25 protein-coding genes are annotated in these 25993 nt (G+C 72.4%); 17 read left to right on the top strand and 8 right to left on the bottom strand.

Going from position 1 to position 25993, the window contains the following annotated elements; all coding sequences use genetic code 11:
- Positions 1–4 precede the first annotated feature (4 nt).
- From AB5J87_RS13300 to AB5J87_RS13290, 3 genes are read left to right on the top strand one after another with little or no spacing between them, the layout of a single operon-like run.
- Positions 5–769 (top strand): VWA domain-containing protein, encoded by a 765-nt coding sequence (locus tag AB5J87_RS13300; protein ID WP_369376752.1) that lies wholly within the window; start codon positions 5–7, stop codon positions 767–769.
- Between the two features lie 6 nt (positions 770–775).
- Positions 776–1588: a PP2C family serine/threonine-protein phosphatase gene (locus AB5J87_RS13295; RefSeq protein ID WP_369376750.1), complete on the top strand. Its 813-nt coding sequence runs from the start codon at positions 776–778 to the stop codon at positions 1586–1588.
- Positions 1585–2736: a hypothetical protein gene (locus tag AB5J87_RS13290; RefSeq protein WP_369376749.1), complete on the top strand. Its 1152-nt coding sequence runs from the start codon at positions 1585–1587 to the stop codon at positions 2734–2736. Before AB5J87_RS13295 ends, AB5J87_RS13290 begins: the two co-directional genes overlap by 4 nt.
- Positions 2737–2991: 255 nt before the next feature.
- Here AB5J87_RS13290 and AB5J87_RS13285 read toward each other — a convergent pair whose 3' ends face one another.
- A complete protein-coding gene (locus tag AB5J87_RS13285; RefSeq protein WP_369376748.1) occupies positions 2992–3375 on the bottom strand; it encodes a hypothetical protein in 384 nt (127 codons plus the stop codon).
- 77 nt (positions 3376–3452) lie between these two features.
- Complete coding sequence (locus tag AB5J87_RS13280) at positions 3453–4664, bottom strand: pyridoxal phosphate-dependent aminotransferase (RefSeq protein ID WP_369376747.1); 1212 nt, start codon at positions 4662–4664, stop codon at positions 3453–3455.
- A 732-nt stretch (positions 4665–5396) separates the two neighbouring features.
- Here AB5J87_RS13280 and AB5J87_RS13275 point away from each other — a divergent pair.
- Positions 5397–7292 (top strand): alkyl sulfatase dimerization domain-containing protein, encoded by a 1896-nt coding sequence (locus tag AB5J87_RS13275; RefSeq protein ID WP_369376745.1) that lies wholly within the window; start codon positions 5397–5399, stop codon positions 7290–7292.
- On the opposite strand, the gene AB5J87_RS13270 is transcribed toward AB5J87_RS13275, so the two are convergent.
- Together AB5J87_RS13270 and AB5J87_RS13265 are read right to left on the bottom strand one after the other, a co-directional pair.
- Positions 7259–7507, bottom strand: a complete 249-nt coding sequence (locus AB5J87_RS13270; RefSeq protein ID WP_369376744.1) for a DUF397 domain-containing protein — start codon at positions 7505–7507, stop codon at positions 7259–7261. The two genes, AB5J87_RS13275 and AB5J87_RS13270, sit on opposite strands and share 34 nt — an antisense overlap.
- Positions 7504–8319, bottom strand: a complete 816-nt coding sequence (locus AB5J87_RS13265) for a helix-turn-helix domain-containing protein (RefSeq protein WP_369376743.1) — start codon at positions 8317–8319, stop codon at positions 7504–7506. Before AB5J87_RS13265 ends, AB5J87_RS13270 begins: the two co-directional genes overlap by 4 nt.
- Before the next feature lie 151 nt (positions 8320–8470).
- On the opposite strand from AB5J87_RS13265, the gene AB5J87_RS13260 reads away from it, so the two are divergent.
- The 3 genes from AB5J87_RS13260 (at position 8471) to AB5J87_RS13250 (ending at position 11496) form a co-directional block, all read left to right on the top strand.
- Positions 8471–8860 (top strand): ATP-binding protein, encoded by a 390-nt coding sequence (locus AB5J87_RS13260; RefSeq protein WP_369376742.1) that lies wholly within the window; start codon positions 8471–8473, stop codon positions 8858–8860.
- 127 nt (positions 8861–8987) lie between these two features.
- Positions 8988–10229: an FG-GAP-like repeat-containing protein gene (locus AB5J87_RS13255; RefSeq protein ID WP_369376740.1), complete on the top strand. Its 1242-nt coding sequence runs from the start codon at positions 8988–8990 to the stop codon at positions 10227–10229.
- Between the two features lie 28 nt (positions 10230–10257).
- A complete protein-coding gene (locus tag AB5J87_RS13250; RefSeq protein WP_369376738.1) occupies positions 10258–11496 on the top strand; it encodes an FG-GAP-like repeat-containing protein in 1239 nt (412 codons plus the stop codon).
- An 18-nt stretch (positions 11497–11514) separates the two neighbouring features.
- Here AB5J87_RS13250 and AB5J87_RS13245 read toward each other — a convergent pair whose 3' ends face one another.
- Positions 11515–13128: an amidohydrolase family protein gene (locus AB5J87_RS13245; protein WP_369383507.1), complete on the bottom strand. Its 1614-nt coding sequence runs from the start codon at positions 13126–13128 to the stop codon at positions 11515–11517.
- A gap of 8 nt (positions 13129–13136) precedes the next feature.
- Positions 13137–14423, bottom strand: coding sequence for an amino acid deaminase (locus tag AB5J87_RS13240; protein WP_369376737.1), 1287 nt, complete (start codon positions 14421–14423; stop codon positions 13137–13139).
- 104 nt (positions 14424–14527) lie between these two features.
- Between AB5J87_RS13240 and AB5J87_RS13235 the strand changes: the two genes are divergently transcribed.
- The 4 genes from AB5J87_RS13235 (at position 14528) to AB5J87_RS13220 (ending at position 18444) form a co-directional block, all read left to right on the top strand.
- Positions 14528–15664, top strand: a complete 1137-nt coding sequence (locus tag AB5J87_RS13235; RefSeq protein ID WP_369383506.1) for a sugar kinase — start codon at positions 14528–14530, stop codon at positions 15662–15664.
- Positions 15661–16422 (top strand): IclR family transcriptional regulator, encoded by a 762-nt coding sequence (locus AB5J87_RS13230; protein ID WP_369376736.1) that lies wholly within the window; start codon positions 15661–15663, stop codon positions 16420–16422. Before AB5J87_RS13235 ends, AB5J87_RS13230 begins: the two co-directional genes overlap by 4 nt.
- Positions 16419–16832 (top strand): RidA family protein, encoded by a 414-nt coding sequence (locus tag AB5J87_RS13225; protein ID WP_369376734.1) that lies wholly within the window; start codon positions 16419–16421, stop codon positions 16830–16832. Before AB5J87_RS13230 ends, AB5J87_RS13225 begins: the two co-directional genes overlap by 4 nt.
- A gap of 133 nt (positions 16833–16965) precedes the next feature.
- Positions 16966–18444 (top strand): GntP family permease, encoded by a 1479-nt coding sequence (locus AB5J87_RS13220; RefSeq protein ID WP_369376733.1) that lies wholly within the window; start codon positions 16966–16968, stop codon positions 18442–18444.
- Positions 18445–18595: 151 nt separating this feature from the next.
- On the opposite strand, the gene AB5J87_RS13215 is transcribed toward AB5J87_RS13220, so the two are convergent.
- Positions 18596–19426, bottom strand: coding sequence for a protein kinase (locus tag AB5J87_RS13215; RefSeq protein ID WP_369376732.1), 831 nt, complete (start codon positions 19424–19426; stop codon positions 18596–18598).
- 589 nt (positions 19427–20015) lie between these two features.
- Here AB5J87_RS13215 and AB5J87_RS13210 point away from each other — a divergent pair.
- From AB5J87_RS13210 to AB5J87_RS13200, 3 genes are read left to right on the top strand one after another with little or no spacing between them, the layout of a single operon-like run.
- On the top strand, positions 20016–20279 hold the full coding sequence (locus AB5J87_RS13210; RefSeq protein WP_369376731.1) for a hypothetical protein: 264 nt from the start codon (positions 20016–20018) through the stop codon (positions 20277–20279).
- The gene (locus AB5J87_RS13205) at positions 20260–20778 is read left to right on the top strand and encodes a DUF6879 family protein (RefSeq protein ID WP_369376729.1); all 519 of its coding nucleotides are present in this window, start codon (positions 20260–20262) and stop codon (positions 20776–20778) included. Before AB5J87_RS13210 ends, AB5J87_RS13205 begins: the two co-directional genes overlap by 20 nt.
- Positions 20778–21620: a helix-turn-helix domain-containing protein gene (locus AB5J87_RS13200; RefSeq protein WP_369376728.1), complete on the top strand. Its 843-nt coding sequence runs from the start codon at positions 20778–20780 to the stop codon at positions 21618–21620. The genes AB5J87_RS13205 and AB5J87_RS13200 overlap by 1 nt, the downstream gene beginning before the upstream one ends.
- A 307-nt stretch (positions 21621–21927) precedes the next feature.
- Here the strand turns inward: AB5J87_RS13200 and AB5J87_RS13195 are convergent, their stop codons facing one another.
- A complete protein-coding gene (locus tag AB5J87_RS13195; RefSeq protein WP_369376726.1) occupies positions 21928–23298 on the bottom strand; it encodes a M14 family metallopeptidase in 1371 nt (456 codons plus the stop codon).
- Positions 23299–23585: 287 nt separating this feature from the next.
- Between AB5J87_RS13195 and AB5J87_RS13190 the strand changes: the two genes are divergently transcribed.
- Genes AB5J87_RS13190 through AB5J87_RS13180 form a run of 3 tightly spaced genes read left to right on the top strand, consistent with a single transcriptional unit; the run spans position 23586 to position 25991 of the window.
- Positions 23586–24689 carry a hypothetical protein gene (locus AB5J87_RS13190; RefSeq protein ID WP_369376725.1) on the top strand — a complete coding sequence of 368 codons (1104 nt, stop codon included), beginning with the start codon at positions 23586–23588 and terminating at the stop codon, positions 24687–24689.
- Positions 24686–25333 carry a hypothetical protein gene (locus AB5J87_RS13185; protein ID WP_369376724.1) on the top strand — a complete coding sequence of 216 codons (648 nt, stop codon included), beginning with the start codon at positions 24686–24688 and terminating at the stop codon, positions 25331–25333. The genes AB5J87_RS13190 and AB5J87_RS13185 overlap by 4 nt, the downstream gene beginning before the upstream one ends.
- Before the next feature lie 4 nt (positions 25334–25337).
- Positions 25338–25991: an RES family NAD+ phosphorylase gene (locus AB5J87_RS13180; RefSeq protein ID WP_369376723.1), complete on the top strand. Its 654-nt coding sequence runs from the start codon at positions 25338–25340 to the stop codon at positions 25989–25991.
- Positions 25992–25993 lie beyond the last annotated feature (2 nt).

Genomic DNA, 25993 nt, shown 5'->3' with positions numbered 1-25993 from the left:
GGACATGCGCAGGCAGCAGCAGGGCCGGACGCTTCCGGCGGAGTACGCCGACATCGAATTCGAGAACAACGCCCAACGGCTGCCGCTGGTGCTCTGCCTGGACACCTCCAGCTCGATGGCGGGCCCGCCCATGGACGCGCTCAACACCGCGCTCAGCGAATGGACCCGCGAGCTCCACGACGACGTCAGCCTCAGCTACAGCGTCGAGGTCGCCGTGATCACCTTCGGCGGGCAGGGCGTCCTCGCCTGGCGCGGCGGGCAGGCGCTCCACCCCGGCGCCGGGGGCGGGCCGTTCGTGGCGGCCCACCTCTTCGAGGCGCCCCGGCTCACCGCCTCGGGCGTGACCTTGATGACCGAGGCGCTGGAGCTGGCCATGCGCGTCGTCGCCGAGCGCAAGACCGAGCTGCGCGCCCAGGGCATCCAGTACTACCGGCCGCAGATCTGCCTGGTCACCGACGGGCTGCCCACCGACGGCACCGGCCACCTCACGCACGCCTGGCAGCGGCTGGTGCCGGTGCTCGCCGAGGAGCAGGCCGCCCGGCGCTTCCGGCTGTACGCGATCGGCGTCGGCGGAATCACCGACCTGGGGGAACAGGTGCTCCAGGCGTTCGCGCCCAAGTTCAACGCCCGCCTCCAGGGCTTCCCGTTCCGCCAGCTGCTCCAGATGATGTCGGCGAGCGCCAGCGCCGAGACCAAGGGCGCGGGCGACGAGGTCTTCGAGAAGATCTTCAGCCAGTTCAAGACGCAGCGCCCGGCCTGGGAAGCCTGAGCGGGCATGGGGACCCGGGAGCGGGGCGGCTGGCGGGTGCACGGGGTGAGCGTGGAGGGCTACCGGCACCGCAGGGACGGCGTGCCGTGCCAGGACGCCTGGAGCTGCGCCACGGACGGCCCGCTCACGGTGCTCGCGGTCGCGGACGGCGCGGGCAGCAGACCGCGCTCGGACGAGGGGGCGCGGCTCGCGGTCGACCTGGCCGTCGAGCAGTTCGGGCGGCTGCCCGCCGAAGGGGCCGAGGGGCCCGCCGTGCACCGGCTGCTGCGGCAGGCGTTCGACCGGGTCGCCGACGCCTTCCTGGACCGTACGGGGGAGGCGGCCGACGACTTCGCGGCCACCCTCACGGTGGTGGTGCTCGGGCCCGCCTGGCTGGGGCACTGCAGCGTGGGGGACGGGTTCGTGGTGCTGCGGGCCGGAACGGCCGACGGGGAGAGGCAGTTCCATCTGCTGCCGCAGCCGGAGGCGGTGAGCGAGTACAGCAACGAGACGGTCTTCCTGACCTCGCCCGACGCCGCCCGCCGGGTGCGCACCGACTGCGTACGGGACGACGGCGTCGACGGGGTCCTGCTCTCCACCGACGGCCTCGCCCAGGCGGCGCTCTCCCGGGCCGGGGGCGCCGGGCAGGCTCCCAACGAGTCGTTCGCGGCGGCCGTGCTGCGCTCGCTGGACGCCGAGCCGATGACGGCGTACGAGGAGGACGAGCGGCTGGCGGCCCTGCTGCGCTCGGACCGGCTGACCGCGCTCAACGGCGACGACAAGACCCTGCTGCGGGCGGTCCGTCCGGCCCGTACGGACCGTACGGGAGGGGAGCGGTGAACGCGGCGGCGGGCGGGCCCGGCGGGCGGACCGTGCTGCTCGGCGGGGTCCCGGTGGTCCTCGCCGCCGCCCCGCTCAAGGGCGGCGGCCAGGCGGCCGTCTACACCGTGGAGGGCCACGACGGGATCGTGGTGAAGCTCTACCGGGACCCGCCCGGCCCCGAGCAGGAGCGGCGCCTGAACCGGATGCTGACCATGGCGCCGCTCGGCGGGCGGCCCACCGACCGCTCCCAGCGGCCGGAACTGGCCTGGCCGACCGCGCCCGCGCACGCGCCCGGCGGGGAGTTCCTCGGCTACGCCATGCAGCGGTTCGGGGAGCCCGAACACGTGCAGCTGGTCGGGCTGTTCACCCGGGCCCAGCGCCTGCGGCTCTTCCACGACCGGGCCGACTGGCGGTTCCTGCTGGGGGTCGCCTGGAACCTGGCGTTCATGACGGCCCGGATGCACCACGAGGGGCTGGTCATCGGGGACTTCTCCAGCAGCAACGTGGTGGTCGACGCCAACGGGTTCATCACGTTCCTGGACTGCGACTCCATCGCCTTCACCGACGCGGTCACCGGGGAGCTGTTCCCCTGCCTGATGCACACCACCGACTACTCGGCCCCCGAGCGGCAGGCCGGGGGCCCGGCGACGCGGGCCAGCGACGACTTCGCGCTCGCGGTCCTCGTCTACCAGCTGCTCACCGCGGGCAACCACCCCTTCGGGGGCGTGCCGCACGACAGCGACGCGGACTCCACCGTCCAGGACAACATCGCGGCCAGCATCTCGTACGTGGTGCGGCCCGAGCGGGTCGTGGTGCCGCGGGGCACCGTCGACCCCTCCGTGCTGCCGCCCGGCCTGCTCGAACTGGCGCGCGCGGCGTTCGGGCCCGGGGTCACCGATGCGGCGGCCCGGCCGACGGCGGAGCAGTGGCTGCGGGCGCTGGATCGGGAGCGGGCGGCGGTACGGGTGTGCCCGGAGCGACCCCGGCACACCTTCGGGTCGCATCTGGACGCGTGTCCTTGGTGCGTGCGGGCGGTGGCGACGGGGCACGACGTCTTCAACCTGGGGGCGGTGCCGGCCGCCCCCGTGGCCCCCCGGTGGCGGCCGGGGTTCCTGGTGGGGTTGGTGCTGTGCGTACTCCTGATCGCGATACTGGCAACACGCTGAGGCCCGGTGGGGGTTGGTCGCGCAGTCCCCGCGCCCCTGATCGGGCCGTCTTTCGCCTGCGGGCCGTGCCGGCTTGCTCGCGCAGTTCCCCGCGCCCCTGAGAAGCCTCGTTCGTCTGCGGGCCGTGGTCGCTTCTCGCGCAGTTCCCCGCGCCCCTGGATGTGCCGCTTCGCGGCACCCTTCAAGGGGCGCGGGGTGCGGGGAAAGGGGTGGCTCCCGGTCCGCGGACCTCCGCGGCGCGCGGACCGGGGCCGATCAGGAGGCGGCGGACAGAGCACGCGCCGCAGAGTGGGCATCCATCCGCCCCGCCGCGAGGATCGCGACCGCCGTGTCCGCCCGAGAGGCGGCGACGACGAGGGCGCGCCCCGCCAGCGCATGCGCCCGCTCGTGCAGCGCGGGCGCATGCGCCCGGCTCAGCCCCGCATGCCGCACCGGCGGCATCCCGCCGCGCAGCCGCGCGATCTGGTGGGCGATGGCGTCCCCGGCCTCGGTCAGCCCGAGCTCATCGGTGACGGCGAGCAGCGCCGCGAGGTGCCCGGCGAGCTGGATGTCCAGCTCCTCCTCGCGGGAGCGGTGCGGAATGCGGGCGTCGGCGGCCATCGTGCTGTGCACCGACTTGGTCCGGATCGGTTCGTACATGGGATGGCCTCCTCTTGCTCGCAGGAGACCATCCTATCTTAGATTCTGTCTAAAGTTGAGCGGGAGCCAGAACTCCGTCACATCTGGCTGTAACCGTCCAGGAAGCTGCCGATCCGCGTCACCGCGTGCGCCAGGTCCTGGGCCGACGGGAGGGTGACGATCCGGAAGTGGTCGGGCTCGGGCCAGTTGAAGCCGGTGCCGTGGACGACCATGATCTTCTCGGCCCGGAGCAGGTCCAGGACCATCTGGCGGTCGTCCTTGACCTTGTGGACCGCCGGGTCGAGGCGGGGGAAGAGGTACAGCGCGCCCTTCGGCTTCACGCAGGTGACACCGGGGATCTGGGTGAGCAGGTCGTACGCCGTGTCGCGCTGCTCCAGGAGCCGCCCGCCCGGCAGCACCAGGTCCTCGATGGACTGGCGCCCGCCCAGCGCCGTGGCCACCGCGTACTGCGACGGCATGTTGGCGCACAGCCGCATGTTGGCCAGGATGGTCAGGCCCTCGATGTACGAGGAGGCGTGGGCCTTGGGGCCGCAGACGGCCAGCCAGCCGGAGCGGTATCCGGCCACCCGGTAGTTCTTGGAGAGACCGTTGAAGGTCAGCACCATCAGGTCCGGGGCGATCACGGCGGTCGGGGTGTGCGTGGCGCCGTCGAACAGGATCCGGTCGTAGATCTCGTCCGAGCAGACGATCAGGTTGTGGCGGCGGGCGATCTCGGTCAGCGACCGGAGCATCTCCTCGCCGTACACCGCGCCCGTCGGGTTGTTCGGGTTGATGATCACGATCGCCTTGGTGCGGTCGGTGATCTTGCGCTCGATGTCGGCGAGGTCCGGCATCCAGTCGGCCTGCTCGTCGCAGCGGTAGTGCACCGCGGTGCCGCCGGCGAGGGAGACCGAGGCGGTCCACAGGGGGTAGTCCGGGGCCGGGACCAGCACCTCGTCGCCGTCGTCGAGCAGCGCCTGCATCGACATCTGGATCAGCTCGGAGACGCCGTTGCCGAGGTAGATGTCCTCGACGTCGAGGTCGATGCCCTTGGTCTGGTAGTGCTGCATGACCGCGCGGCGGGCCGAGAGGAGGCCCTTCGCGTCGCCGTAGCCGTGTGCTCCGGAGAGGTTGCGGAGCATGTCCTCCAGGATCTCCGGGGGGCACTCGAAGCCGAAGGCCGCGGGGTTGCCGGTGTTGAGCTTGAGGATGCGGTGTCCTGCCGCCTCCAGCCGCATGGCTTCTTCGAGAACCGGGCCGCGGATCTCGTAACAGACATTGGCGAGCTTGGTCGACTGGATCACCTGCATGACGGTCACCTTACGGGGGTGTTTCGGGGGGCGCGCGGAGATTGGGGGCGGGGGAGGGAGGAGGGGGGGATTCGGGGGGAGGGTTGGCTTCCATCGGAATGTGGGGGTGGGGTGGGGCCGTGGGAAGTGGGGGGTGGGGGGTGGGGTGGGCTTGGAATGTGGCGCCGGGTGAGATGCGCCACGACGGGTTGCCTTGCGGGTGGTACCCCCGTGCCTCCTTTTGGCCCGGTGTTCGTCTGCGGGCCGTGCGTGGCCGTTCGCGCAGTTCCCCGCGCCCCCGAAAAGCTTCGTTCGTCCGCGGGCCGTGGTCGCTTCTCGCGCAGTTCCCCGCGCCCCTGGATGTGCCGCTTCGCGGCACCCTTCAAGGGGCGCGGGGAACTGCGCGACCAGCCACCCACGGCCCGCAGACGAAGTCCCTGCCCTTTCAGGGGCGCGGGGAACTGCGCGAGTGCGCCAGCACGGTCCGCACGCGAAAGACGGCCCCTTCAAGGGGCGCGGGGAACTGCGCGAGCAAGCCAGCACGGTCCGCGCACAAAGGACGGCCCGATCAGGGGCGCGGGGAACTGCGCGGCAAGCCCCCGCCGGGCCGCAGGCGAAGGCCCGGCCCGAAAGGGGCGCGGGGAGGGACCCCCCGTACCCCCCTGTCTCAGCCACCGGCAACGCCGCCCACTTCCGGCCCGCCCCCCACGGAGTTACGTTCCCGCCCCGCGCACGTCCAGAGGAGGCAGAGCCATGACCAACGGCCGGCACGCCCAGCACGAGCCCGTCGAGCCCACCCCCTTCGTCGTCCGCAGCAACCAGCCCGCCGCCCAGACCGTCACCGCCGAAGGCACCGACTTCCGCAACGCCGCCCAGGGCCTCCTGGCCCGCCCGGACGTCCCCGCCATCCCGGCCCGCGACGGCACCGGCGACGGCACCGGCAACGCCTGGAACTTCGCCCGCTTCGACTTCCTGAGCGACGACGGCCCCGTCCCGCCCACCGTCAACGCCCGCGTCTGGCGCCAGGGCCGCATGAACGCCATGGCCGGCCTCTACATGGTCACCAGCGGCCCCGACGGCGCCGTCTACCAGGTACGCGGCTACGACCTCGCCAACATGACCATCGTCGAGGGCCGCACCGGCCTCATCGTCATCGACCCCCTCGGCTCCTACGAGACCGCCCGCTACGCCCTGCGTCTCTACCGCGACACCACCGAGGACCGCCGCCCCGTCCGCGCCCTCGTCTACACCGCCAGCTGCGTCGACCACTTCGGCGGCTCGCGCGGCCTCTTCGCCGAGCTCGACGACCGCATCCCGGACGGCCTCCCCGTCCACGCCCCCGACGGCTTCCTCGACGACGCCGTCCGCCGCCACGTCGTCGAGGGCCTGGCCACCGCCTGCCTGGTCGACCACAGCTACGGCACCCGCCTGGAGCCGGGCCCCTACGGCCTCATCGACAGCGGCCCCGGCCTCACCGTCTCCGCCGGCGAGGCCACCCTCGTCCCGCCCACCCACCACGGCTTCGGCGAGGCCGAGGTCGACGGCGTACGCCTCGTCTTCCAGCCCGTCGCCGGACTCCAGTCACCCGCCGAGATGAACGTCTACATCCCCGACCGCAAGGTCCTCTACCTCACCGCCCCCGGTCTCCTCGGCGGCCTCGGCGACGTCCGCGCCCGCCACCTCGACGAGACCCTCCGCGCCTTCGGCACCACCGCCGAGATCGTCGCCGGCGCCTACGAGTGGCCCGGCTGGGGCACCAACTCCGTCACCGCCCGCCTCGCCGCCCGCCGCGACGCCTGGGTCCGCCGCCAGAGCCAGCCCTCCAACCGCCCCTTCTACGCCAGCGGTTACGTCGGCAGCGCCACCCAGGCCGCCCGCCAGACCTGGCTGCGCCTCCTCGGCCACGAGTTCGTCGCCGCCACCGACGCCGTCGCCACCACCCCCGCCTCCGCCGCCACCGCCAAGCGGTACGTCGTGGCCCTCGGCGGCGCCCGTACGGTCCTGGAGACGGCCCGCCACGAGTACGACGCCGACACCCCCCGCTACGAACGCGTCGTCGAACTCCTCGACCACGTCCTCGCGGCGGCCTGCGACCCGGCCACCGTCCCCGCCGAGGTCCTGGCCCCGGCCACCGCCCTCCAGGCCCTGGCCCTCACCCAGCTCGGCTACCTCGCCGAGTACGGCCCGCTGCGCAACGCCTATCTGACCGCCGCCCGCGACCTCACCCACGGCCCCGGCCCGACCGCCGCCCGCCCGGTCGTCGGCGACCTCGTCAAATACGCCAACCCCGCCCAGTACTTCGCCGCCCTCGCCGCCCGGCTGGACGGGGCCCGCGCCGCCGAGCGGCCCGAACCCCTCGTCCTGCTCTGGACGTTCACCAACACCGGCCAGTCCGGCGTCTCGGTGCTCCGCGACGGCGTACTCGTCTACACCGACACCCGCGGCGACACCATGCCGCCCGGCGTCGAGAAGCCCCACGCCACCCTCGTGCTGACCCGCGAGACCCTGGACCGGCTGCTCTCCGAGGGCCCGGACTACGGGGCCAACTTCGACGAGGCCGTACGCGCCGGACGCATCCAGGTCGACGACCGCGAGGCCGCCGACACCGTCTTCGCCTACCTTCTCCCGGCTATCCCCGCGGTGAACTGAGCCCAGGCAACGGCGGGGACGGCGAACGTCGGCCCGTCCCCGCCGAGCTTGGAGTCCCGGACGTGCACGGTGTGGGGGCAAGTGGCGATCTCGACGCAGGCGCCGCCCTGGTCGTCACTGTGGCTGGACTTCCGCCATTCCAGGGCGACTTCGAGGCAAGCACTGCCTTCGCTGTCGCTGTAACTGGACTTGAACCATACGAGCTGGTCGCTCATAGCTCCTCCGCCAACTTGCCGATGAACTCCGCCGACTCCTCCACGCTGAGGGCGTGCATGCGGATCATGCCATGCGTCTGGGTCAGTTCACTGACCTTGGTGGGATCCGCGTACAGGGCACTCGTTTTCTGTCCCTCGGCGAAGGCGTATTGCTCGTGGTCAGGGGTCTCCAACAGGATCAGAGGTCCGTTCAGTGCGACTCCGGGGCACCGCCCCATCGGTAGGACCTGCACTGAGACGTTGCGCAACCCTCCCAATCCCAAAAGGTGATCGCGCTGTCGCTTCATCACGCTTCGGCCGCCGACGAGGTTGCGCAGGGCGCCCTCGTACACCACGAAGTTGAAGACGGCCGACGTCCGCGCCCGCAGTCCGTCCTGCCTGTGCATGCGCGCGTTGACGCGTTCCTCGACGATCTCGTCGTCGAGCGGCGGGTAGCTCTCACTGATCAGCGCCCGCGCGTACTCCTCCGTCTGCAACAGGCCCGGAATGAGGAGCGGCTCGTACCAGTGGACGGCGATGGCCTCCGCCTCGACCTGCATGTACTCCTGCGACCTTGCGGGATACGGCTCGGGCTTCAGATACTGGTGCGCGGCAAGCAGTTTCCCCTTCGCGCCGCACAGTTCGTCCGCCGCCTGGAGCAGCCGCAGGGTCGGCTTGCGGCGGCCGTTCTCCATCGACTTGACGTACTCGTACTGGTAGTTCGCCTTCTTGCACAGGTCCTCGCGGCTCACCCCCGCGCTCTCCCGCCAGAGCTTGACCTGGTCGCCGCAGTAGCACCAGGCCATCGGCGGGTGTGAGTTCACCTCGGTCATCGAAAACCGCCCTTCCAGGTACATCGCGGGTACAGCGGCGGTCTGTACCCGGGCTGTCACTCCCTGACGCTATGCCCGGCCCGACACCGTATGAGCCATGGATCGCACAACTTCCCCCCTTCCGAAGGACGTTGAGTGGCGTTTTTCGCGCGTGCCGCGCAGCGTCGGGCGGGCGCGGGCGCTGCTGGCGGAGCAGGCGCGGGCCTGGAAGGTGCCGGACGGGCTGACGGACACCGCCGTGCTGCTGCTCAGCGAGCTGATGACCAATGCCGTACGGCACGGGCGGGCCCCGGCGGACCGGGAGGTGCGGGCGCGGTGCGCGCTCGGCGGGAACGTCCTCCGGGTCGAGGTGGCGGACGCCAGCGCGGTGCTGCCGTGTCCGAGGCCGGCCGGGCCGGACGACGAGTCGGGGCGCGGGCTGGCGCTGGTCGGCGAGCTGTCCGACGCGTGGGGCGCCGGGCCGCGCCCGTACGGGATCGGCAAGACGGTCTGGTTCGAGCTGATCGTTCCGGAATGGCCGGATCGGGTCCGGGCCGAGTGAGGCCGTACACCGGTTCGAGCAGGTCGTCCGGTGGCGGCTATGATCCCCCCGCTTTACCTTCTCTTTTCACTTCGGGCGCGGATGTCCCACGCCCCGCCCGAGCGCATCGCACACCCAGGGGGGACACGTGCGTTCCACTTCTCCGCGCCTGCTGCGCGGCGCCGTCACGGCCGGTGCCGCGGCGGGGCTGCTCGCCACCGTCACCACGGCGCCCGCCCAGGCCGCGAGCGGCTACGACCGCTGCGGCTGGGGCAGGCTCTGCGTCTTCAGCGAGCCGCTGGGCCGGGGCGACATGCTGGTCGTCAACGGTTCCATGCTGCGCCTGGGCGCCTGGGACAACCGCATCAGCTCGTTCGCGAACTTCACCGACATGCCCGTCTGCTTCAACAGCGAGCCGGGCCTGGAGGGGAACCCGGAGCGGGCGAGGTCCACGCACTACTACTCGGGCATGGTCTCCTTCGACGAGAGCTCCCGCCCGGACCTCGACAACGCCGTCAGCTCGCTCGACCTGGACCCCGAGGCGGACTACTTCTGCGGTGGCGAGGGGCGCTTCCCGACCTACTGGTGGGAGTTCGAGAACAAGCGGCGCCCGGCGCCGCAGCCCGCCGCGGCGGCGTTCGGTGACGCCGACGGCGACGGCTTCGGCGACCTGTACGCGCGCGACCAGTTCGGGCAGCTGTGGACGGACCACCCGTACGCGAGCGCGGGCCGCACCCGTGTCGTGGGTGGCGGCTGGAACGCGATGACGCAGCTGACGCGGCACGGCGACTACAACGGTGACGGCCGGGAGGACCTGTACGCGCGGGACCGCTCGGGTGTCCTCTGGTTCTATCCGGGCCGGGGCGACGGCGCGTTCGGCGACCGGGTGAAGGTCGGCGGCGGCTGGAACTCCATGCGCGACCTGGCCGCGGCCGGAGACCTGACGGGCGACGGCCGCGCCGATCTGCTCGCCGCCGACAGCACCGGCACGCTGTGGACCTACCCGGGCAACGGGCACGGCACCTTCGGCGACCGCCGGAAGGTCGGCGGCGGCTGGAAGGCCATGAACGAGCTGGTCGGCGCCGGGGACATGAACTCCGACAAGCGCGCCGACCTGATCGCCCGCGACACCGCCGGGAAGCTGTGGTTCTACCCCGGCACCGGGCGCGGCACCTTCGGCGACCGCAAGCTCATCGGCACCGGCGGCTGGAACGGGCTCACCGAACTGGCGGGCGTCGGCGACGTCACCGGCGACGGCCGCCCGGACCTGCTCGCGCACGCGCCGGGGCAGAAGGCGCTCCGCGTGTACCCGGGCACCGGAGCGGCGGACGGCGGCCTGCGGGCACCGAGGCAGTACGCCCAGGCCCGCTCCACCCACCTCGTCCTCTGACCCTCTGATCCCGAACGGAGTCCGGTCCATGCCCGGCATCACCCGCCCCCGGCGCCTGCTCGGTACGGCCACCGCCGTCGCCGCCTCGCTGGCCACCCTGCTCACGGCGGCCCCGCAGTCCGCCGCCGCCCCCCGAGACCCCGCCGACCGCTGCCCGGCGGGCAGGCTCTGCGTGTTCCAGTACGGCAACTTCGGCGGCAAGATGGAGATCGTCTCGTCGAGCCGCCCCACCCTGGGCATCTGGAACAACTCGATCTCGTCGTGGGTCAACAACAGCGACCTCTACGTCACGATGCACAGGGACGCCGACTACGGGGGCGAGTACTACTACGTCACCCCGCACAACGGCGCCAACGACCTCAGCGACGGCTTCGGGGGGTGGGACAACACCGTCAGCTCGATCCGGGTGGCCACCACCGACTACGAGGCCGTCCAGGGCGTGCCGTACATGGACTGGCGGCGCACCGCCGACTACGACAAGCGGCCCCAAGGGCTGCCCGCCGTCGCCCAGTTCGGCGATCTCAACAACGACCGGACGCCCGACCTGCTGGAGCGCGCCGACGACGGGCGGCTGTGGTTCCTGTCCGGCCTGGAGGACTCCAAGGGCCTCACCAAGGCCCGGTTCGTGGGTGGCGGCTGGAACGCGATGACGCAGCTGACGCGGCACGGCGACTACAACGGTGACGGCCGGGAGGACCTGTACGCGCGGGACCGCTCGGGTGTCCTCTGGTTCTATCCGGGCCGGGGCGACGGCGCGTTCGGCGACCGGGTGAAGGTCGGCGGCGGCTGGAACTCCATGCGGGAGATCGGCGCGGCGGGCGACCTGACCGGCGACGGCCGCCGGGACCTGGTGGCCCGCGACACCTCCGGCACGCTGTGGACCTACCCGGGCAACGGCCGGGGCACCTTCGGTACCCGCCTCAAGGTGGGCGGCGGCTGGAACGCCATGAACCAGCTCGCCTCGCCGGGCGACCTGACCGGCGATGGCAAGGCCGACCTGGTCGCCCGGGACGGCTCCCGGACGCTGTGGCTCTACCCGGGCAACGGCCGGGGCACCTTCGACGGCCGCAGGAAGCTCCCGTACGCCTGGCCCGCCGACTCCCCGGTCCTGGCCACCGGCGACGTCGACGGGGACGGCCAGTCCGACCTCATGCGCCCCATCGACTACCAGCTCTTCGCCTACCACGGCGACGGCAAGGGCGGTCTGAAGGGCGGCCCGTGGGCCGACATGCTCTGGGACACCGCCCGGAACGTACGGGTCTTCTGACGTAACGTCAGATGTGGCTCACCGCACGGGCGTCCGCCGCACCGACCGTCCCGCCAGTACGTCCGTGCGGCGTCCGTCCTCGATGACGAACCGGCCGTCGACGAGGACGTACGGGATGCCCAGGGGCAGCGCGCGCGGCTGGTCGAAGGTCGAGCCCGCCGCGACCGTCGCCGGGTCGAAGAGCACCAGGTCGGCGCGGTACCCCTCCTTGACCAGGCCCCGGTCGGGCAGGCGCAGGCGGGCGGCCGGGCGCGAGGTCAGATGGGCGACCGTCTCCTCCAGGGAGAGGACGCCGAGGTCGCGGGCGTACCGGCCGAGGTAGTGCGGGAACGTGCCGTAGGCGCGCGGGTGCGGCTTCGCGCCCTGGAGGATGCCGTCGCTGCCGCCGGTGTGGGTGCGGTGGCGCATGATCTGCCGGACGTTCTCCTCGTGGCCCACGTGCTGGAGGATCGTCGAGGCGAGACCGTCCTCGACGAGCAGGCGGCGGGCCGTCGTCCAGGGGGACTCGCCGCGCTCCCGCGCCGACTCGTCGACCGTGCGGCCCACGTACGGGGCGAGGGCCGGGTCGCCGACGCCGGAGATCTCGATGGTGTCCCACTCGATCGGCACGCCGTGGCAGCCGTCCGAGCCGACGGCTTCGAGGTGGTGGCGGATGCGCTCGGCCGTGGCGTCGTCCCGCAGCCGCTCCAGGACGGCGGCCGGGCCGCCCGCCCCGGCCCAGCTGGGCAGCATCGCGACCAGGGTCGTGCACCCCGGCGTGTACGGGTAGGTGTCGAGGGTGATGTCGGCCCCGGCCTCCAGCGCCCGGTCGAGCAGGGCGAGCAGCTCGGGCGCGCGGCCCTCGTTGACGCCGAAGTTCATGGTGGCGTGGGCCAGGTGCAGCGCGCAGCCGGCGGCGCCGGTGAGGGCGACCATCTCCGCGTACGCCTCCAGCGCCCCGGCCCCGTACGAGCGGTGGTGCGGGCAGTAGTAGCCGTCGTACCGGGCCACCACCGCGCACAGCTCGGCGAGTTCGGTGTCGGGCGCGTACATGCCGGGGGTGTAGGTGAGCCCCGACGACATGCCCACCGCGCCCTGCTCCAGGCCCTCGGCCACCAGCTGCCGCATCCGGTCGAGCTCCCGGGGGGTGGCCGCGCGGTCCTCCCAGCCCATCGCGTACATCCGGACCGTGCCCTGCGGGATCAGGTACGCGGCGTTGACCGCGATGCCCTCGCCGCCGAAGCCGTGGTCGAGGCGGTCGAGGTAGCCGCCCACCGACCGCCAGTCGAAGTCGATGTCGGCGCCGTCGCCGTTCCAGCCCGCGATGGCGCGGCGGACCTCGGCGAGGGTGCGGTCGTCGACCGGCGCGTACGAGAGGCCGTCCTGGCCCAGCACTTCGAGCGTGACGCCCTGGGCCGCCTTCGCGCTGTGGTCCGGGTCGCGCAGCAGGGCCAGGTCGGAGTGGGCGTGCATGTCGATGAAGCCGGGGGCGAGCGCCAGGCCGTCGGCGTCCAGGGTGCGGGTGCCCGGGAGCGCGGGCTCGCCCTCGCGGCGCAGCGCCGCGATCCGGCCGTCGCGGATGCCCGCGTCGGCGCGGTAGGAGGGCCCGCCGCCGCCGTCGATCACGCGGGCCCCGCGCACCACGAGGTCCATCAGCGTCATCAGAAGTAGGTGCGGACGTAGTCGACGACGGTGCCGTCCGCCTCGACCAGCGGGATCAGCTGCCACTTGTCGAAACTGGTGCACGGGTGCGAGAGCCCGAGGCCCACCCAGTCCCCGACTTCGAGCTCGGCCTCGGGGCCGGTGCGCAGCCAGGCGTGCTGGTCGGAGAGCGCGGTGACCTCGATGCCGGTCGCGGGGCGCTCGCCGCCGCCCCGGGCGCCGCGCACCACCTGCGCCTCGGGCAGGTCCAGGTCGTGCGCCGCGTCCCGCTTGCCCGCGTTCACGAACGCCTGGCCGGGGCTGGGCCGCGAGACGACCTGCGCCCACAGGCGGAAGGCGGGGTGCAGGGCGCCCTCCTCGGGAACGCGGTTGAAGGGCGTGACCCGGCGGTACTGGCCGTCGTCGTGCGAGACGTACGCGCCGGAGCGCAGCAACTTCAGTACGGGGAGCGAGAGTTCGGGGATCTCGGCGAAGACCTCGGCCACCGCGTCGAACCAGGCGCTGCCGCCCGCGCTGATCACGATCTCGTCCAGGCCCGCGCCCGCGAAGCGGCCCGCCTTGTCGAAGTCCGAGGCGAGCGCGGTCAGCCTGCGCAGCCAGGCCGCGACCCGCTCCGGGTCGGCCCCCGGCACCTCGGCCTCGTAGCCCGCGACGCCCACCAGGCGCAGGGTCGTGGTGGCGGCCACCGCGTCCGCGACCGCCGTGCAGTCGGCCTCGGTGCGGGCGCCGGTGCGGGCGCCCTCGCCCGCGCCCAGCTCGACGACGACGTCCACCGGGCGGGCGGCGCCGGTGAGCGCCGCGTCCATCAGCTCGACCCCGCGCACCGAGTCCACGTAGCAGACGAACCGGAAGTCGGCGTCCCGGGCCAGCTCGGCCGCGAGCCACTTCAGGGCCGCCGCGTCCACCAGCTCGTTGGCCAGGAAGATCCGCCGGACCCCGAACTCGCGGGCCACGCGCACCTGGTGGGGCACGGCCAGGGTGATGCCCCAGGCGCCGTGGTCGAGCTGGCGGGCGAAGAGCTCGGGGGCCATCGACGTCTTGCCGTGCGGGGCGAAGGCGAGGCCGTGGCGGGTCGCGTACGTCTCCATCAGCGCCAGGTTGTGCTCCAGGCGCTCGGCGGAGAGGGCGAGGACGGGGGTGGTGAAGCCGTCCGTGAAGAGGTTGCGGCGCTGGGCGGTGAGCTCGCCGACGGTGAGGCCCTCGGCGTCCGGGGGCAGCCCCTTGAAGCGGTGGTCGACGCGCTCTTCGGCCAGTCCTGCCAGGAACCCCATGGAAGCCTCCGTCATGGTGTTGCAACATGTGCAACACCCGTTGCGTATCTCGCTTACTGCTGTCTAACATCCGGGCCAACGCCCGGTCAATGGTGCTAGGAGGTTCAGCGGTGGACGCCATGGATGTCGTCTGTCTGGGAGAGTCCATGGTCGCCTTCCTGCCCTCCCGGCCCGGGCGGCTCGCCGACGTACCGTCCTTCGAGCGCGCGATCGGCGGTGCCGAGTCCAACGCGGCGTGCGCGCTGGCGGCGGCCGGGCACCGGGTCGCCTGGATCAGCCGGGTCGGCGCCGACGGCTTCGGGGACCACCTCGTCGAGGCGGTCGGGGCGTACGGGGTGGACACCACCGGCGTCCACCGCGACCCGGCGCGGCCCACCGGCGTCTACTTCCGCACCGCCGACGACCGGGCCGCCGGGACCCATGAGGTCGCCTACTACCGGGCCGGTTCCGCCGCCTCCGCCCTGTCGGTGGAGAACGTGCCGTGGGAGCGGGTGTGGGGCGGGCGCATCCTGCACCTGTCCGGCATCACGCCCGCGCTGTCCGACGGCTGCCTCGCGCTGACGCGGGCGCTGCTGGAGCGGTGGCCCGGTCGGCCGCTGGTCTCCTTCGACGTCAACCACCGGCCGGGTCTGTGGGCCGGATCCGATCCGCGGGTGCTGCTGGAGCTGGCTCGGGGGGCCGATGTGGTGTTCGTGGGGGAGGACGAGGCGGAGGCGGCTTGGGGGGTGCGGGGGGCTCGGGGCGTGCGGGAGGTTCTGCCGGAGGTGGGGGTGCTGGTGGTGAAGCGGGGGGCCGAGGGAGCGGTCGTCTTCGAGAGCCCCTCCCCGCGCCTTCCCGAAACTCTCCGAGGGACCACTTCGGCCGCGGACCGCGCTGGGTCGCCCGCGCCGTTCCCCGCACCCCTGGAAGGGCCCTCCGGGCCCGTTCAGGGGCAGGGGCCGGCGGTCGGTCGGGGTGCGGCCGGGGCCACCACCTTCGTGCCCGCCCCCCGCGTCGACGTCGTCGCCCCCGTCGGGGCCGGGGACGCGTTCGCCGCCGGGTTCCTGGACGGGACCCTGCGGGGGCTGTCCGTGCGGGAGCGGGCGCGGTACGGGCACCTGTACGCCGCCGCCGCGCTCACCGTCCCCGGCGACCTGGCCCCGCCACCCCCGCCCGCGCACGCCGCCGCACTCGCCGCTCTCGACGACGAGGACTGGGGGAGACTTCGTCTCGGCCCCGGGTGGACGGGGCACGAGCAGGAGGTACGTACGCCATGAGCCAGACCGTCGACCGGGCGCTGAGCATTCTGCCGCTGCTGGCGCAGGGTCCCGCCGACCTCGGGCAGGTCGCCGAGCGGCTGGGGGTGCACAAGTCCACCGCCCTGCGGCTGCTGCGCACCCTGCACGAGCACGGCCTCGTCCACCGCCAGGCGGACCAGCGCTACCGCCTGGGCGCCCGCCTGTTCGCGCTCGCCCAGGAGGCGGCGGAGAACCTCGACGTGCGCGAGATCGCCCACCCCCACCTCCTCGCCCTGAACGAGCGCACCGGCCACACCGTCCACCTCGCGGTCTACGAGGACGGCGAGGTGCTGTACATCGACAAGGTCGACAGCCGCTATCCCGTACGGATGTACTCCCGCGTCGGCAAGCCCGTCGCCATCACCGTCGCCGCCGTCGCCAAACTGCTCCTCGCCGACCTGCCCGAGGCCGAGCGCCGCACGGTCGCCGAGAAGCTCGACTACCCGCTGTACACGCCCCGTTCGACCCCGCACGCCGCCGCGTTCCTCAAGGAGCTCGCGACCGTACGCGAACAGGGCTGGGCCAGCGACCTCGGCGGCCACGAGGAGTCCATCAACTGCGTGGGCGCCCCCGTGCGCGGCACGGACGGGCGCGTCGTCGCCGCCATGTCGCTCTCCGCCCCCAACGTCGTCGTCACGGCCGAGGAACTCCTCGCCCTGCTCCCGCAGGTGCGCCGCACCGCCGACGCCATCAGCCGGGAGTACTCCGGCAATCCCACCGAGAAGGAAACAGCATGACCGAGAAGGTCGCCCTCACCCCCGCCACCCACACCACCCCGCCCGCCAAGTTCTCGCACGGCGTGCGCAAGGGCAACATCCTCCAGGTCGCCGGACAGGTCGGCTTCCTGCCCGCCGTCGAGGGCCGGGCCCCGACCGTCGCCGGGCCCACCCTGCGCGAGCAGACCCTCCAGACCTTCGCCAACGTCAAGGCGATCCTGGAGGAGGGCGGCGCGAGCTGGGACGACGTGATGATGACGCGCGTCTACCTCACCGACGTCGACCACTTCGCGGAGATGAACGAGATCTACAACGCCTACTTCGAGGAGCAGGGCCTGAAGGCCCCCGCCTCGGCCCGCACCACCGTCTACGTCGGACTGCCCGCGGGACTGCTCATCGAGATCGACGCCCTCGCGGTGCTCGACGCCTGATCCCGCCATGCCGTTAGTGCGACTCGTACCACCGCTCGACAGGCCGCACGGAGCGGCGCCCCGGACCGCCGGGGCGCCGCCCCGCGGTCCCCCACGCCCCGGAACAGCCCCTGCGACCCACCGGAGTTGCCGAATGTCGTTCCCGACCGCCGCAGCGCCCGCACCTCCCGCCACGCCCCACACCGGCGGCATCCTGCCCCTCGTCGGCGGCACCACCGGTCTGCTGACCGTCGCCGCCCTCGGCATCGCGCTCCTGCTCTACCTGATCATCAAGCTCCGGCTGCAGCCGTTCGTGGCGCTGCTCGCCGTCTCCATAGCCGTCGGCCTGGGCGCCGGCCTCTCCGTCACCGAACTCTTCGGCACCGTGCAGAAGTCCGCCGCCGTCTCCACCGTCGAGGCGGGCATGGGCGGCATCCTCGGCCACGTCGCCATCATCATCGGGCTCGGTACGATGCTGGGCGCGATCCTCGAAGTCAGCGGCGGCGCCGAGGTGTTGAGCGCCAGACTGCTCAACCTGTTCGGCGAGCGCCGGGCGCCGCTGGCGATGGGCCTGACCGGACTCGTCTTCGGCATCCCCGTCTTCTTCGACGTCGGCATCTTCGTCCTCGCGCCGATCGTGTACGCCGCCACCAAGCGGTCCGGGAAGTCGATCCTGCTGTTCTGCATGCCGCTGCTGGCGGGCCTGTCGATGACGCACGCGTTCCTGCCGCCGCACCCCGGCCCGGTCGCCGCGGCCGGACTCTTCCACGTCTCGCTGGGCTGGGTCATCCTCATGGGCGCGCTCGTGGGCCTCCCGTCGGTTCTGGCCGCCTGGGCGTACGCCGCCTGGATCGGGCGCCGGATCTTCGTGGAGGTGCCGCAGGACATGGTGGAGGCGGCCGAGGAGGCGCGGGCCGCCGTCGCCGCCGAGCAGCGGGCGGCCGGGGTCACCCCCCGGGAGGAGCCGGTGGCGCTGGGCACGGTCCTCGCCATCATCGGCACGCCGCTGGTCCTGATCCTGGCGGCCACGTTCTCGTCGGTCGCCCTGGACCCCTCGACGTTCCGGTCCGTGGTGGAGTTCTTCGGCAACCCGTTCGTGGCGCTGACCATCGCGCTGGTCCTCGCGTACTACCTGCTCGGCATCCGGCGCGGCTGGTCGCGCAAGTCGCTGGAGGCGGTCTCCACCTCGTCCCTCAAGCCGGTCGGGAACATCCTGCTGGTGGTGGGCGCGGGCGGGGTGTTCGGCGCGGTCCTGAAGGCGTCCGGGATCGCGGACGCGCTGGCGAAGACGTTCCACGACGTGGGGCTGCCGGTGATCGTGCTGGCCTGGCTGATCTCGGTGGTCCTGCGGGTCGCCCAGGGCTCGGCGACGGTCGCCATCGTCACGACGGCGGGCATCGTGGTGCCCCTGGTCGAGGGCGGCGACTACTCCCAGGCCCACCTGGCCCTGATCATCATGGCGATCTCGGCCGGCTCGATCTTCGCGTCCCACGTCAACGACGGCGGCTTCTGGATGGTGGCCAAGTACTTCGGCATCAGCGAGCGGGACACGCTGAAGTCGTGGACGGTCCTGGAGACGGTGCTGTCGGTGACGGGCTTCGGGGTGGCAGCCACCCTGAGCCTGGTGATCTAGCCCGGCCCTCGCGCCCCTGGGTACCCAGGGGCGCGGGGAACTGCGCGAGCGGCGGGCACGGTCCGCAGACGAAGACGGGGTGCCGGGGCCGAAGGCCCCGGCTGCGGGGGAACGGCGACGGGCGGGGCTGGTCGCGGACTTCCTACGCCGCTTATTGTTCCAGGGCCTTGCAGACCTCGTGCATCGTGGGGCGGTCGTCCGCGTGGTACCTCAGCATGTCGCTGATCAGCGCTCCAAGTGTGCCCGCGACGTTCACGGGGCGGTGCGTGCCGTTCACGACCGCCCGCCGCTGCACGGGCCGGGGCGCGTCGTCGGGGTACTCGACGTGGCGCCATCCGGTTGCCGCCATGAACAGAGTTGCCCCGAGCGCGTACACATCCGCTTCCCGCGTAGGAACCGCCTCGCCGCCTTCCAGCACTCGGCGGGAGATTTCAGGGCTTTCGTAGTGGACGAGACACCCCCGGTACGGGAAGTCGAATTGCTCGGGGACCTTGATACCGCGGGCTAGGGCTAGGTCGATCAGGGTCGCCCTCGCCGGCTCGCCACTCACGATGAAGTGGGCGGGTTGTACGTCGCCGTGAGTCAACCCTTTGTCGTGCAGCTCGGCGAGGGCTCGCGCACACGCAAGGGCGTCCAACACGGGAGGGCGCGAGACGTTCTCACGAGTCCTGTGCGGTTCCCAGCGCTGCTGCAGATCGGTCCCCGGGTGCCACGGCTGCACGTTCCACGTCCCGTGCTCCCAGGTGCCGTAGGTGACCCCTGCGGCGCCGAGCGCCCGCAGGATCACCCCCTCGCGGGCGGGCGCCGACGCCGTCCACGCGTGCGTCCGGCTCGGATAGCCCAGCTTGATCGCGACACGACCGGCAGCCGCCTGCACGTCCCACACGGTCGAACCGCGCCGGTCCAGCACGAGCCGCCGCGACACGGGCGCCACGGCCCGCCGCACATGGTCGGGGATGCCGTACGGGCCCTGGCTGGTCATCGACGTGTCCTCTCCCCGGCGGGGGCCGACCCCTGGGGAGAGGCCGGCCCCCGGATCAGCCGAGACTAGTGGTGGTAGTCGCGCCCGTCGTCGCTGTCGCCGGTCGACGGATTGCCGCCGCCTCCGTCACTGTCGTCGCCGGCATCACCGTTGCCGCCCGCGGACCCGTACGGACGTCCACAGCCCGAGTCGCACTGCGCGGCGGTTGCTGCCGTCGCGACAGACGCAACGGCCGGTTCTGGGTACATTTGTGAGTTGGCCATCGTCCTGTCCCCATCCCCTCGTACGGTCCGACGGTGACCACGCTAGGGAGGGCGGGACCCCAGATCGCAGCGGATTGCGCCTGATTGCGCGCGAATTACGCGAGCGCATCCCGAGCTTTGAGGATCAACGCACGGGCCCCGTCGACGGTCAAGAACGGATCGGCGACCATCGCAAGCCAGTACGGAATTCAACTCGCTCGCTGCATCAGCAAGTGGGGGCAGGGTGCTGTCCCAAGTGCCTTGCGGGTACGCCCTCTTGCGCTGGCCATCCGCAAGGGTGACGCTCCAGCGATCGGCCGCAATCGGATCGACGCAGGAGGGCGGACATGAAGCTGAGATTCCTTGGGATCATCCCGAACACCCCCGTTGATGACTCGCCGACGATCTGGCTGGACGAGGAAAGCGGGGATCTGCTGATCCAGTCGTACCGGGCCACCGAGGAGGAGGTGAAGGGGTGCCAGGAGGTCGGTTCAATTCCCGGGCACAGCACGGACGTTCCGGACCACGAGACAATCATCCGTCTGCCCGGGGTGATGTTGAAGTACATCCCGCGACCGGAGGAAGGCAACGGTGAAGTACCCCGTTCGTGAAGGGATCGCCCAGGCTCAGCACTCCGCCGTTCATCTGGAGATGCGCGACAGCTACACCCCGGACGATCCGGAGTTCGCCCGCTGGCGCGCCGGCCACCGGTACAACGGCGACCCGGCGAAGCTGCCCGACTGGTGGGGGACGTGGCACGACCTGGTGCAGGAGACGACGGCGCGCGGCGTGGTCATGCGGCGGGCCCGGATCGTCTCGGAGCCTGTGACGGACTACATCCGGTATGAGCACGACATGACGTTCGCCAACGTGGCGGCCGGCGAGCTGGTGCGCTGGCTGCCCCGGCGCAAGGCGGCTGACATCGCCCTGCCGGGTACCGACCTGTGGATGTTCGACGGGGAAACAGTCCTGTTCACCTACTTCTCTGGAGTCGGAGAGGTCGTTGACCGGGAGCGGAGAACCGACCCGGAAACCATGCAACTTGTGTCATCTGCCTTTGAGCTGGTGTGGCAGCGGGCTACGCCGCACGAGAGGTACAAGCCGGTCTAGTGCCCGAGTCAAGCAGCGTTCGGCAAGCCCGGCAGCTCCTTGCCGACCGCCTGCGCGAGTTGGTCAAGGACTCCGGGCTTGAGGGCAAGGAGGTAGCCGCTCGCTGCGGCTGGTACCCGTCCAAGGTCTCTCGGATCGCGACGGGGAGGCAGAAGCCCGGTGAGGACGACATTCGGGCATGGTGTCGGGCGTGCGGCGCCGAGGACCAGACGGCGGACCTGATTGCCTCTCTGCGGGCCGTCGAGGGTATGTGGGTGGAGTGGCGCCGCATGGAGCGGGCGGGGCTGCGACGGGCGCAGGAGGCCGTTCTGCCCCTGTTCGAGCGTACGCGCCGGTTCCGCGCCTACTCCTCGTGGTTCGTGCCCGGCTTGCTCCAGACCCACGGGTATACGGCCGATGTACTGCGCGCAGTTCAGCGTCGCCGGGTATCGGTCGATGATGTGGCGGACGCCGTGGCTGTCCGCATGGAGCGGCAGCGTGTGCTCCATGATGCTCCTCGCCGCTTTGCGTTCCTGGTCGAGGAGTCCGTGTTGAGCAACGGGCTCGGGGATGCCGACACCCAAGCTGAGCAGCTTGAGCGCCTGCTCACGGTCGGTGCGTTGCCCAACATCAGCGTGGGGGTGGTCCCTACCCGTCTTGGTCGGACCCGCATGCCGGTGGAGGGGTTCTGGATGTTCGACACGGCTCAGGTCAACGTGGAGCTTGTCTCCGGGCACCTGACGCTGACGCAGCCCAGCGAGGTAAGCATGTACGCGGACACGTTCGCCATGCTGGCCGATATGGCGGTCTACGGCCAGAAGGCCCGTGCGCTGATCGTCAAGGCACGTGACTCGCTCGTGTAATCCACACGCAATCAGTCGCAATTGGCTGGGAGCTGGAGGCATCCCGCACGGGGCGAACCGTCGCGTACTCACTCGGCGCCCCAGCCCGCGCGCGACGGCCCCCAGGTTTGTGAAACGCGACCTCCCGGAGAACTCCGAACTGTCATGGCTGTGCCGGACCTACAAGGACCGCGACGCCATGAAGCTGTTACCGCGCACGGGCTATGTGTGCCAGCACTGTCAGTGCGAGCAAGCCCGCACCTGGCGTACGGCCCCGGTCGGCATGCTCCTCGCGTGTCGGCCGGGGCCATTCGTCGCGGTCGATTCCTCACGTCCCCGTGCAGTACTGCGCCTCCTTCCCGATGGACCGGTACATGCAGTCCGCGTTCTCCAGCAGCTGCAGCACCGCGTCCCGGTTCCGGGACGTCTCGCGTTCGATGATTTCGTCCGGCGGGTAGAAACCGCCGCCCGCCCCCGACTCGCCGGGGTACATCTCGAAGGTGAAGTCGAAGATCTTCTGGGTGCCCCAGAGGTAGTCGTCGATGGTGCCGTCGGTGATGTACAGGTCGCTGGACTGCTCCGGCGTGTACCCGTTGCTGGCGGCCATCTTCCGCCCCACCGTGGCGAACGCGTCGTGGTCGTCCTGGGTGAGGCCCGGCGCCGTGTCGTTGTAGGTGAAGCCGAACGGCCACAGCACCAGCTGGCTGTAGGTGTGGAAGTCGATGCCCGCCGTGATCTGCTGCTTGCCGTTGACCACCCGGCTGCGCGCGAAGTCGGCGACGACCTTCACCTCGGGCGCGGACTCGCCGGCCGAGCCGCGGTACGTCTCGGAGCTCTTGCTGGAGGAGGAGCCGCCGCAGCAGCCCCACTTGTAGTTCCAGTTGCGGTTCAGGTCCGTACCGACGTACGACGAACCGGAGTTGGGCTGCCGGTTCTTGCGCCAGCTGCGGTACGAGCCGGTCGCGATGTCGTACTCGCCGCCGTCCGGGTTGAGGTCCGGCACGATCCAGATCTCCCGGTTGTTCACCATGTTGGTGATCCGGGAGTCCTTGCCGTAGCCCGCGCCGAACTCGCGCAGCAGGTAGAGCGCCATCTCCACCGTCAGGTGCTCGCGCGCGTGCTGGTGGAAGGTGAACAGCACCTCCGGCTCGTTCTCGTCGGTCTGGACGTTGTCGCTGATCTTGATGGCGACGATGTCCCGGCCCTGGTACGACTTGCCGATCACGCGCTTGCTCATGATCGAGGGGTACTGGGCGAGCCGCTGGTCGATCTCCGACGTCATCTCGGCGTAGTTGTGGTAGCCCGAGTCGGCGGGCGGGAAGTCGAACGGCTGGGCCTTGGCGCCGTTGGCGCGGTCCGGGGGACCGGGCAGCGCCTTGAGCGTGTAGCCGAGCGTCCGCAGCCGTTTGGCCTGCCCCGCGTCCGCGCTGACCACGACGGAACGCGCGTGCACCTCGTCGACGGAGACGCCGGTGGCGGCGATGACGGTGCGCGCCGCCGCGGTGGCGGGGCCGTGGATCTCGTACTGCGTGGTGGCCTCGTCGGCGGCGACGTCGGCGCGTTCGCGGGGCGAGGGCCCCGGGGACGCGGTGGCGTGGGCGGACAGGGGCGCGGCGAGGGCCATGGCGAGCAGGGCGGCGAGCCCGGCCGAGCGTCTGGCGCCGCGGGCCGCGCCGGGGCCGCGCGTGGAAAGTCGCATGAATGCTCCTGGGGTGGGGGTTCCGGAGGTGGGGGTGTTCATGGCGACGTTGCTGTGGTGCGCATCCTGATTGTCTGGCATGTATCCGTCAAGAAGGTGGGCGGCGGGGGCGCCCCGCGGCGACCGGATCGCGTCAAGAACGTTTGCGGGCAAGGGAATCGGGGCCTTCCGCGCCCCGTCTTCGACCCGCTCCCGCCCCGGCCCCGACCGGCCCGTGCGGGACCATGGAAAGCCGGGGACCGGATCGGGCTTGTGATGCCTGCGCGCGCGGTGAGAACCTGTGCGCCATGCCGCACACTCCACTGCCCGACCACGGGGTGGTCCTCGCGGAGGTGAGGGAAGTGCGGCGGGCCGGTGTCGTCCGACTGCGGGAGCTGCGGGTACCGGCTCTCGAACGGATCGCGGACGGCCTGGGGGAGGCCGCCCAAGGGGCACCGCACTTCCCCGCCGTCGAGCGGCTGCTGCGGCTCGCCGTCACCCGCATCGGCGGCGGCACCCTCCAGGAGGCCGCCGAGTTCAGCCTGGGCCTGGCCCAGGGCACCCGCGACTGGCCCGCCGCCGACCGCCGCAAGCGCGCGGCCCAGGTCTACGGCATCAGCGTCGAGCGCTTCCGCAAGCATCATGAGCTGATGGTGCTCGGCGAGGTCGCCGAACAGATCGTCCGGATGGCACCGGTGGCCCGAACGGCCGTACGGGATGCCCCCGGCGGCCCCGGCCCCACCCCGCCCGCCCGGCCGCACCTGGTGGCCGCGCACCGGCGGCTGCGGGTGCGCGGCGCCCGCGTCACCGTCCACGTCCACCCCGCCGACCTGCTGCGGGACGTGGACGTGGTGGTGTCGCCCTCCAACACCTACCTCGCGCTCCCCGAGCCCTACAAGTCCTCCGTCGCCGCCTCGCTGCGCCGCGCGGGCGCCCTGCGCGACCCGGCCGGCGGGCTCGTCGAGGACCGGGTGCACGACGAGTTGCGGGCCTGGCTCGCCCGGTACGGCCGCCCCGGCGGCACCGTCGCCCCCGGCACGGTCGCCGCCACCGGCGCCGGGGCCCTGGAGCGCCAGGGCGTGCGCCGGATCTACCACGCGGCGGTCGCCGTGCCCCGGGCCGGGACCAACGACTACGACGTGCTGCCCGCCGACGTCACCCGGGCCGTGGCCCGCGCGTTCGCGCTGCTCGGCGAGGAGGCCGCACACCACGACCCGCCCCTCGCCTCCCTGTGCCTGCCGCTGCTCGGTGCCGGGCGCGGCGGGCTCGCCCCGGCCGACAGCCTCGCGGCCGTGTGGACGGCCGTGGAGGCCGAACTGGCCCGGGGTGCCCGCTGGGACCTGCACCTGGTGGTCCGCCGGGCCGAACGGGCCGATCTGATCGAGCGGTTGCTGGGAGACGCCACACCATGAATCCGTACGCCGTACTCGCCTCGGCCGCCGCCGAGTGGGACGCCCTCGAACCCCGGCTCGCCCCGGACGCCCGGGCCGAACTGGCCGCCCTGCTCGGCCGGATGCGCGGGCCCGGACCCGGCGCGGCCGACCGCGCCGCCCTCGCCGGCCGGGCCGCCGAGGTGCTGGCCGCACAGCTGCCCGACCGCTTCGGGCCGGGCCGCCTCGCGCCCGCGCCCCCCGGCCCCGACGTCACCCACCTGGGCTTTCGCGCCGACGACCTGGCCGTACTGTTGCTGGACGGCCACCGGATGGCCGGGCCGGTGCTGGGCGCGGTCCGCGACCGGCTGCTCGCCGAGCCCGCCCTGGACGCCGACACCGTACGGCGCGCGGGCGGCGACCCGTACGCGGCCGGGCTCATCCGGCTGCGCGGCGCGGGCGGCCGACTGCTGCTGCCCGCCTTCCAGTTCTCCGAGGGCGCCCTGCCGTGGCTCACCGTCCTGGAGGTCAACGCCGTCCTGGGGGCCGACGGCGACCCGTGGGGCGCCGCAGACTGGTGGCTCGGCGAGAACGCCTGGCTCGCCGCCGCCCCCGCCCGGCTGCTCGGCACCGCCGACGAGCGGCGGCTGCCCGCCACCGCCCGCCATCTGATCGAGGGGGAGTAGTCCCGTGCCGCACTACCAGCCGCCCGAGGCGATGGCGGGCACCCCCGCCAAGGCGACCCTCGGCGCGGGCACCGTGCTCTACCGGGTGCACGGCTCGCACCGGCCCGCCGCCGCCTTCAACCCCCGGCCCGCGCACTGCCTGTACGGCGGGGGCCGCTTCGACTCCACCGGCTGCGACGCCTACGGCTACCTCTACGCCGGGCTCAGCCCCGAGTCGGCCGTCAGCGAGACCCTGCTGCACTCGCTGCCCTTCGACCCGGCCGGGGGCGCCCGGCTGGTGCCGCGCGCGGCCGTCGCGGGGCGGCGCCTGTCCGTCCTGCGGCTGACCGCCGCCGTGGACGTCGTCTCGCTGCTGACCGGGCCGGAGCTGGCCGCCGTCCACCAGGACGGCTGGCTGGTGCAGGCCGAGTCCCGCGACTACCCGTACACCCGGGACTGGGCGCACTGGATCCGCCGCCACACCGAGCCGTGGGCCCAGGGGTTCCTGTGGTCCTCCAAACGCGACCCCGGCGAGCGCGCCCTGGTCCTCTTCGGCGACCGCTGCCCGCCGGACGCGCTGGCCGCGACCGGCGACGAGGCGGTCGACTTCGACGGGCCCGGCGGCCGGGCCTGGCTCGACTCCGTGCTCCTGCCCTACCAAGCGCGCCTCGCGCCCTGACC

Origin of the sequence: Streptomyces sp. cg36 (assembly GCF_041080675.1) — a bacterium.
In the GTDB taxonomy this organism is placed as follows: domain Bacteria; phylum Actinomycetota; class Actinomycetes; order Streptomycetales; family Streptomycetaceae; genus Streptomyces.
Note: the sequence above shows the minus strand (reverse complement) of the source record. Positions and strands in the feature narration are given on the sequence as shown.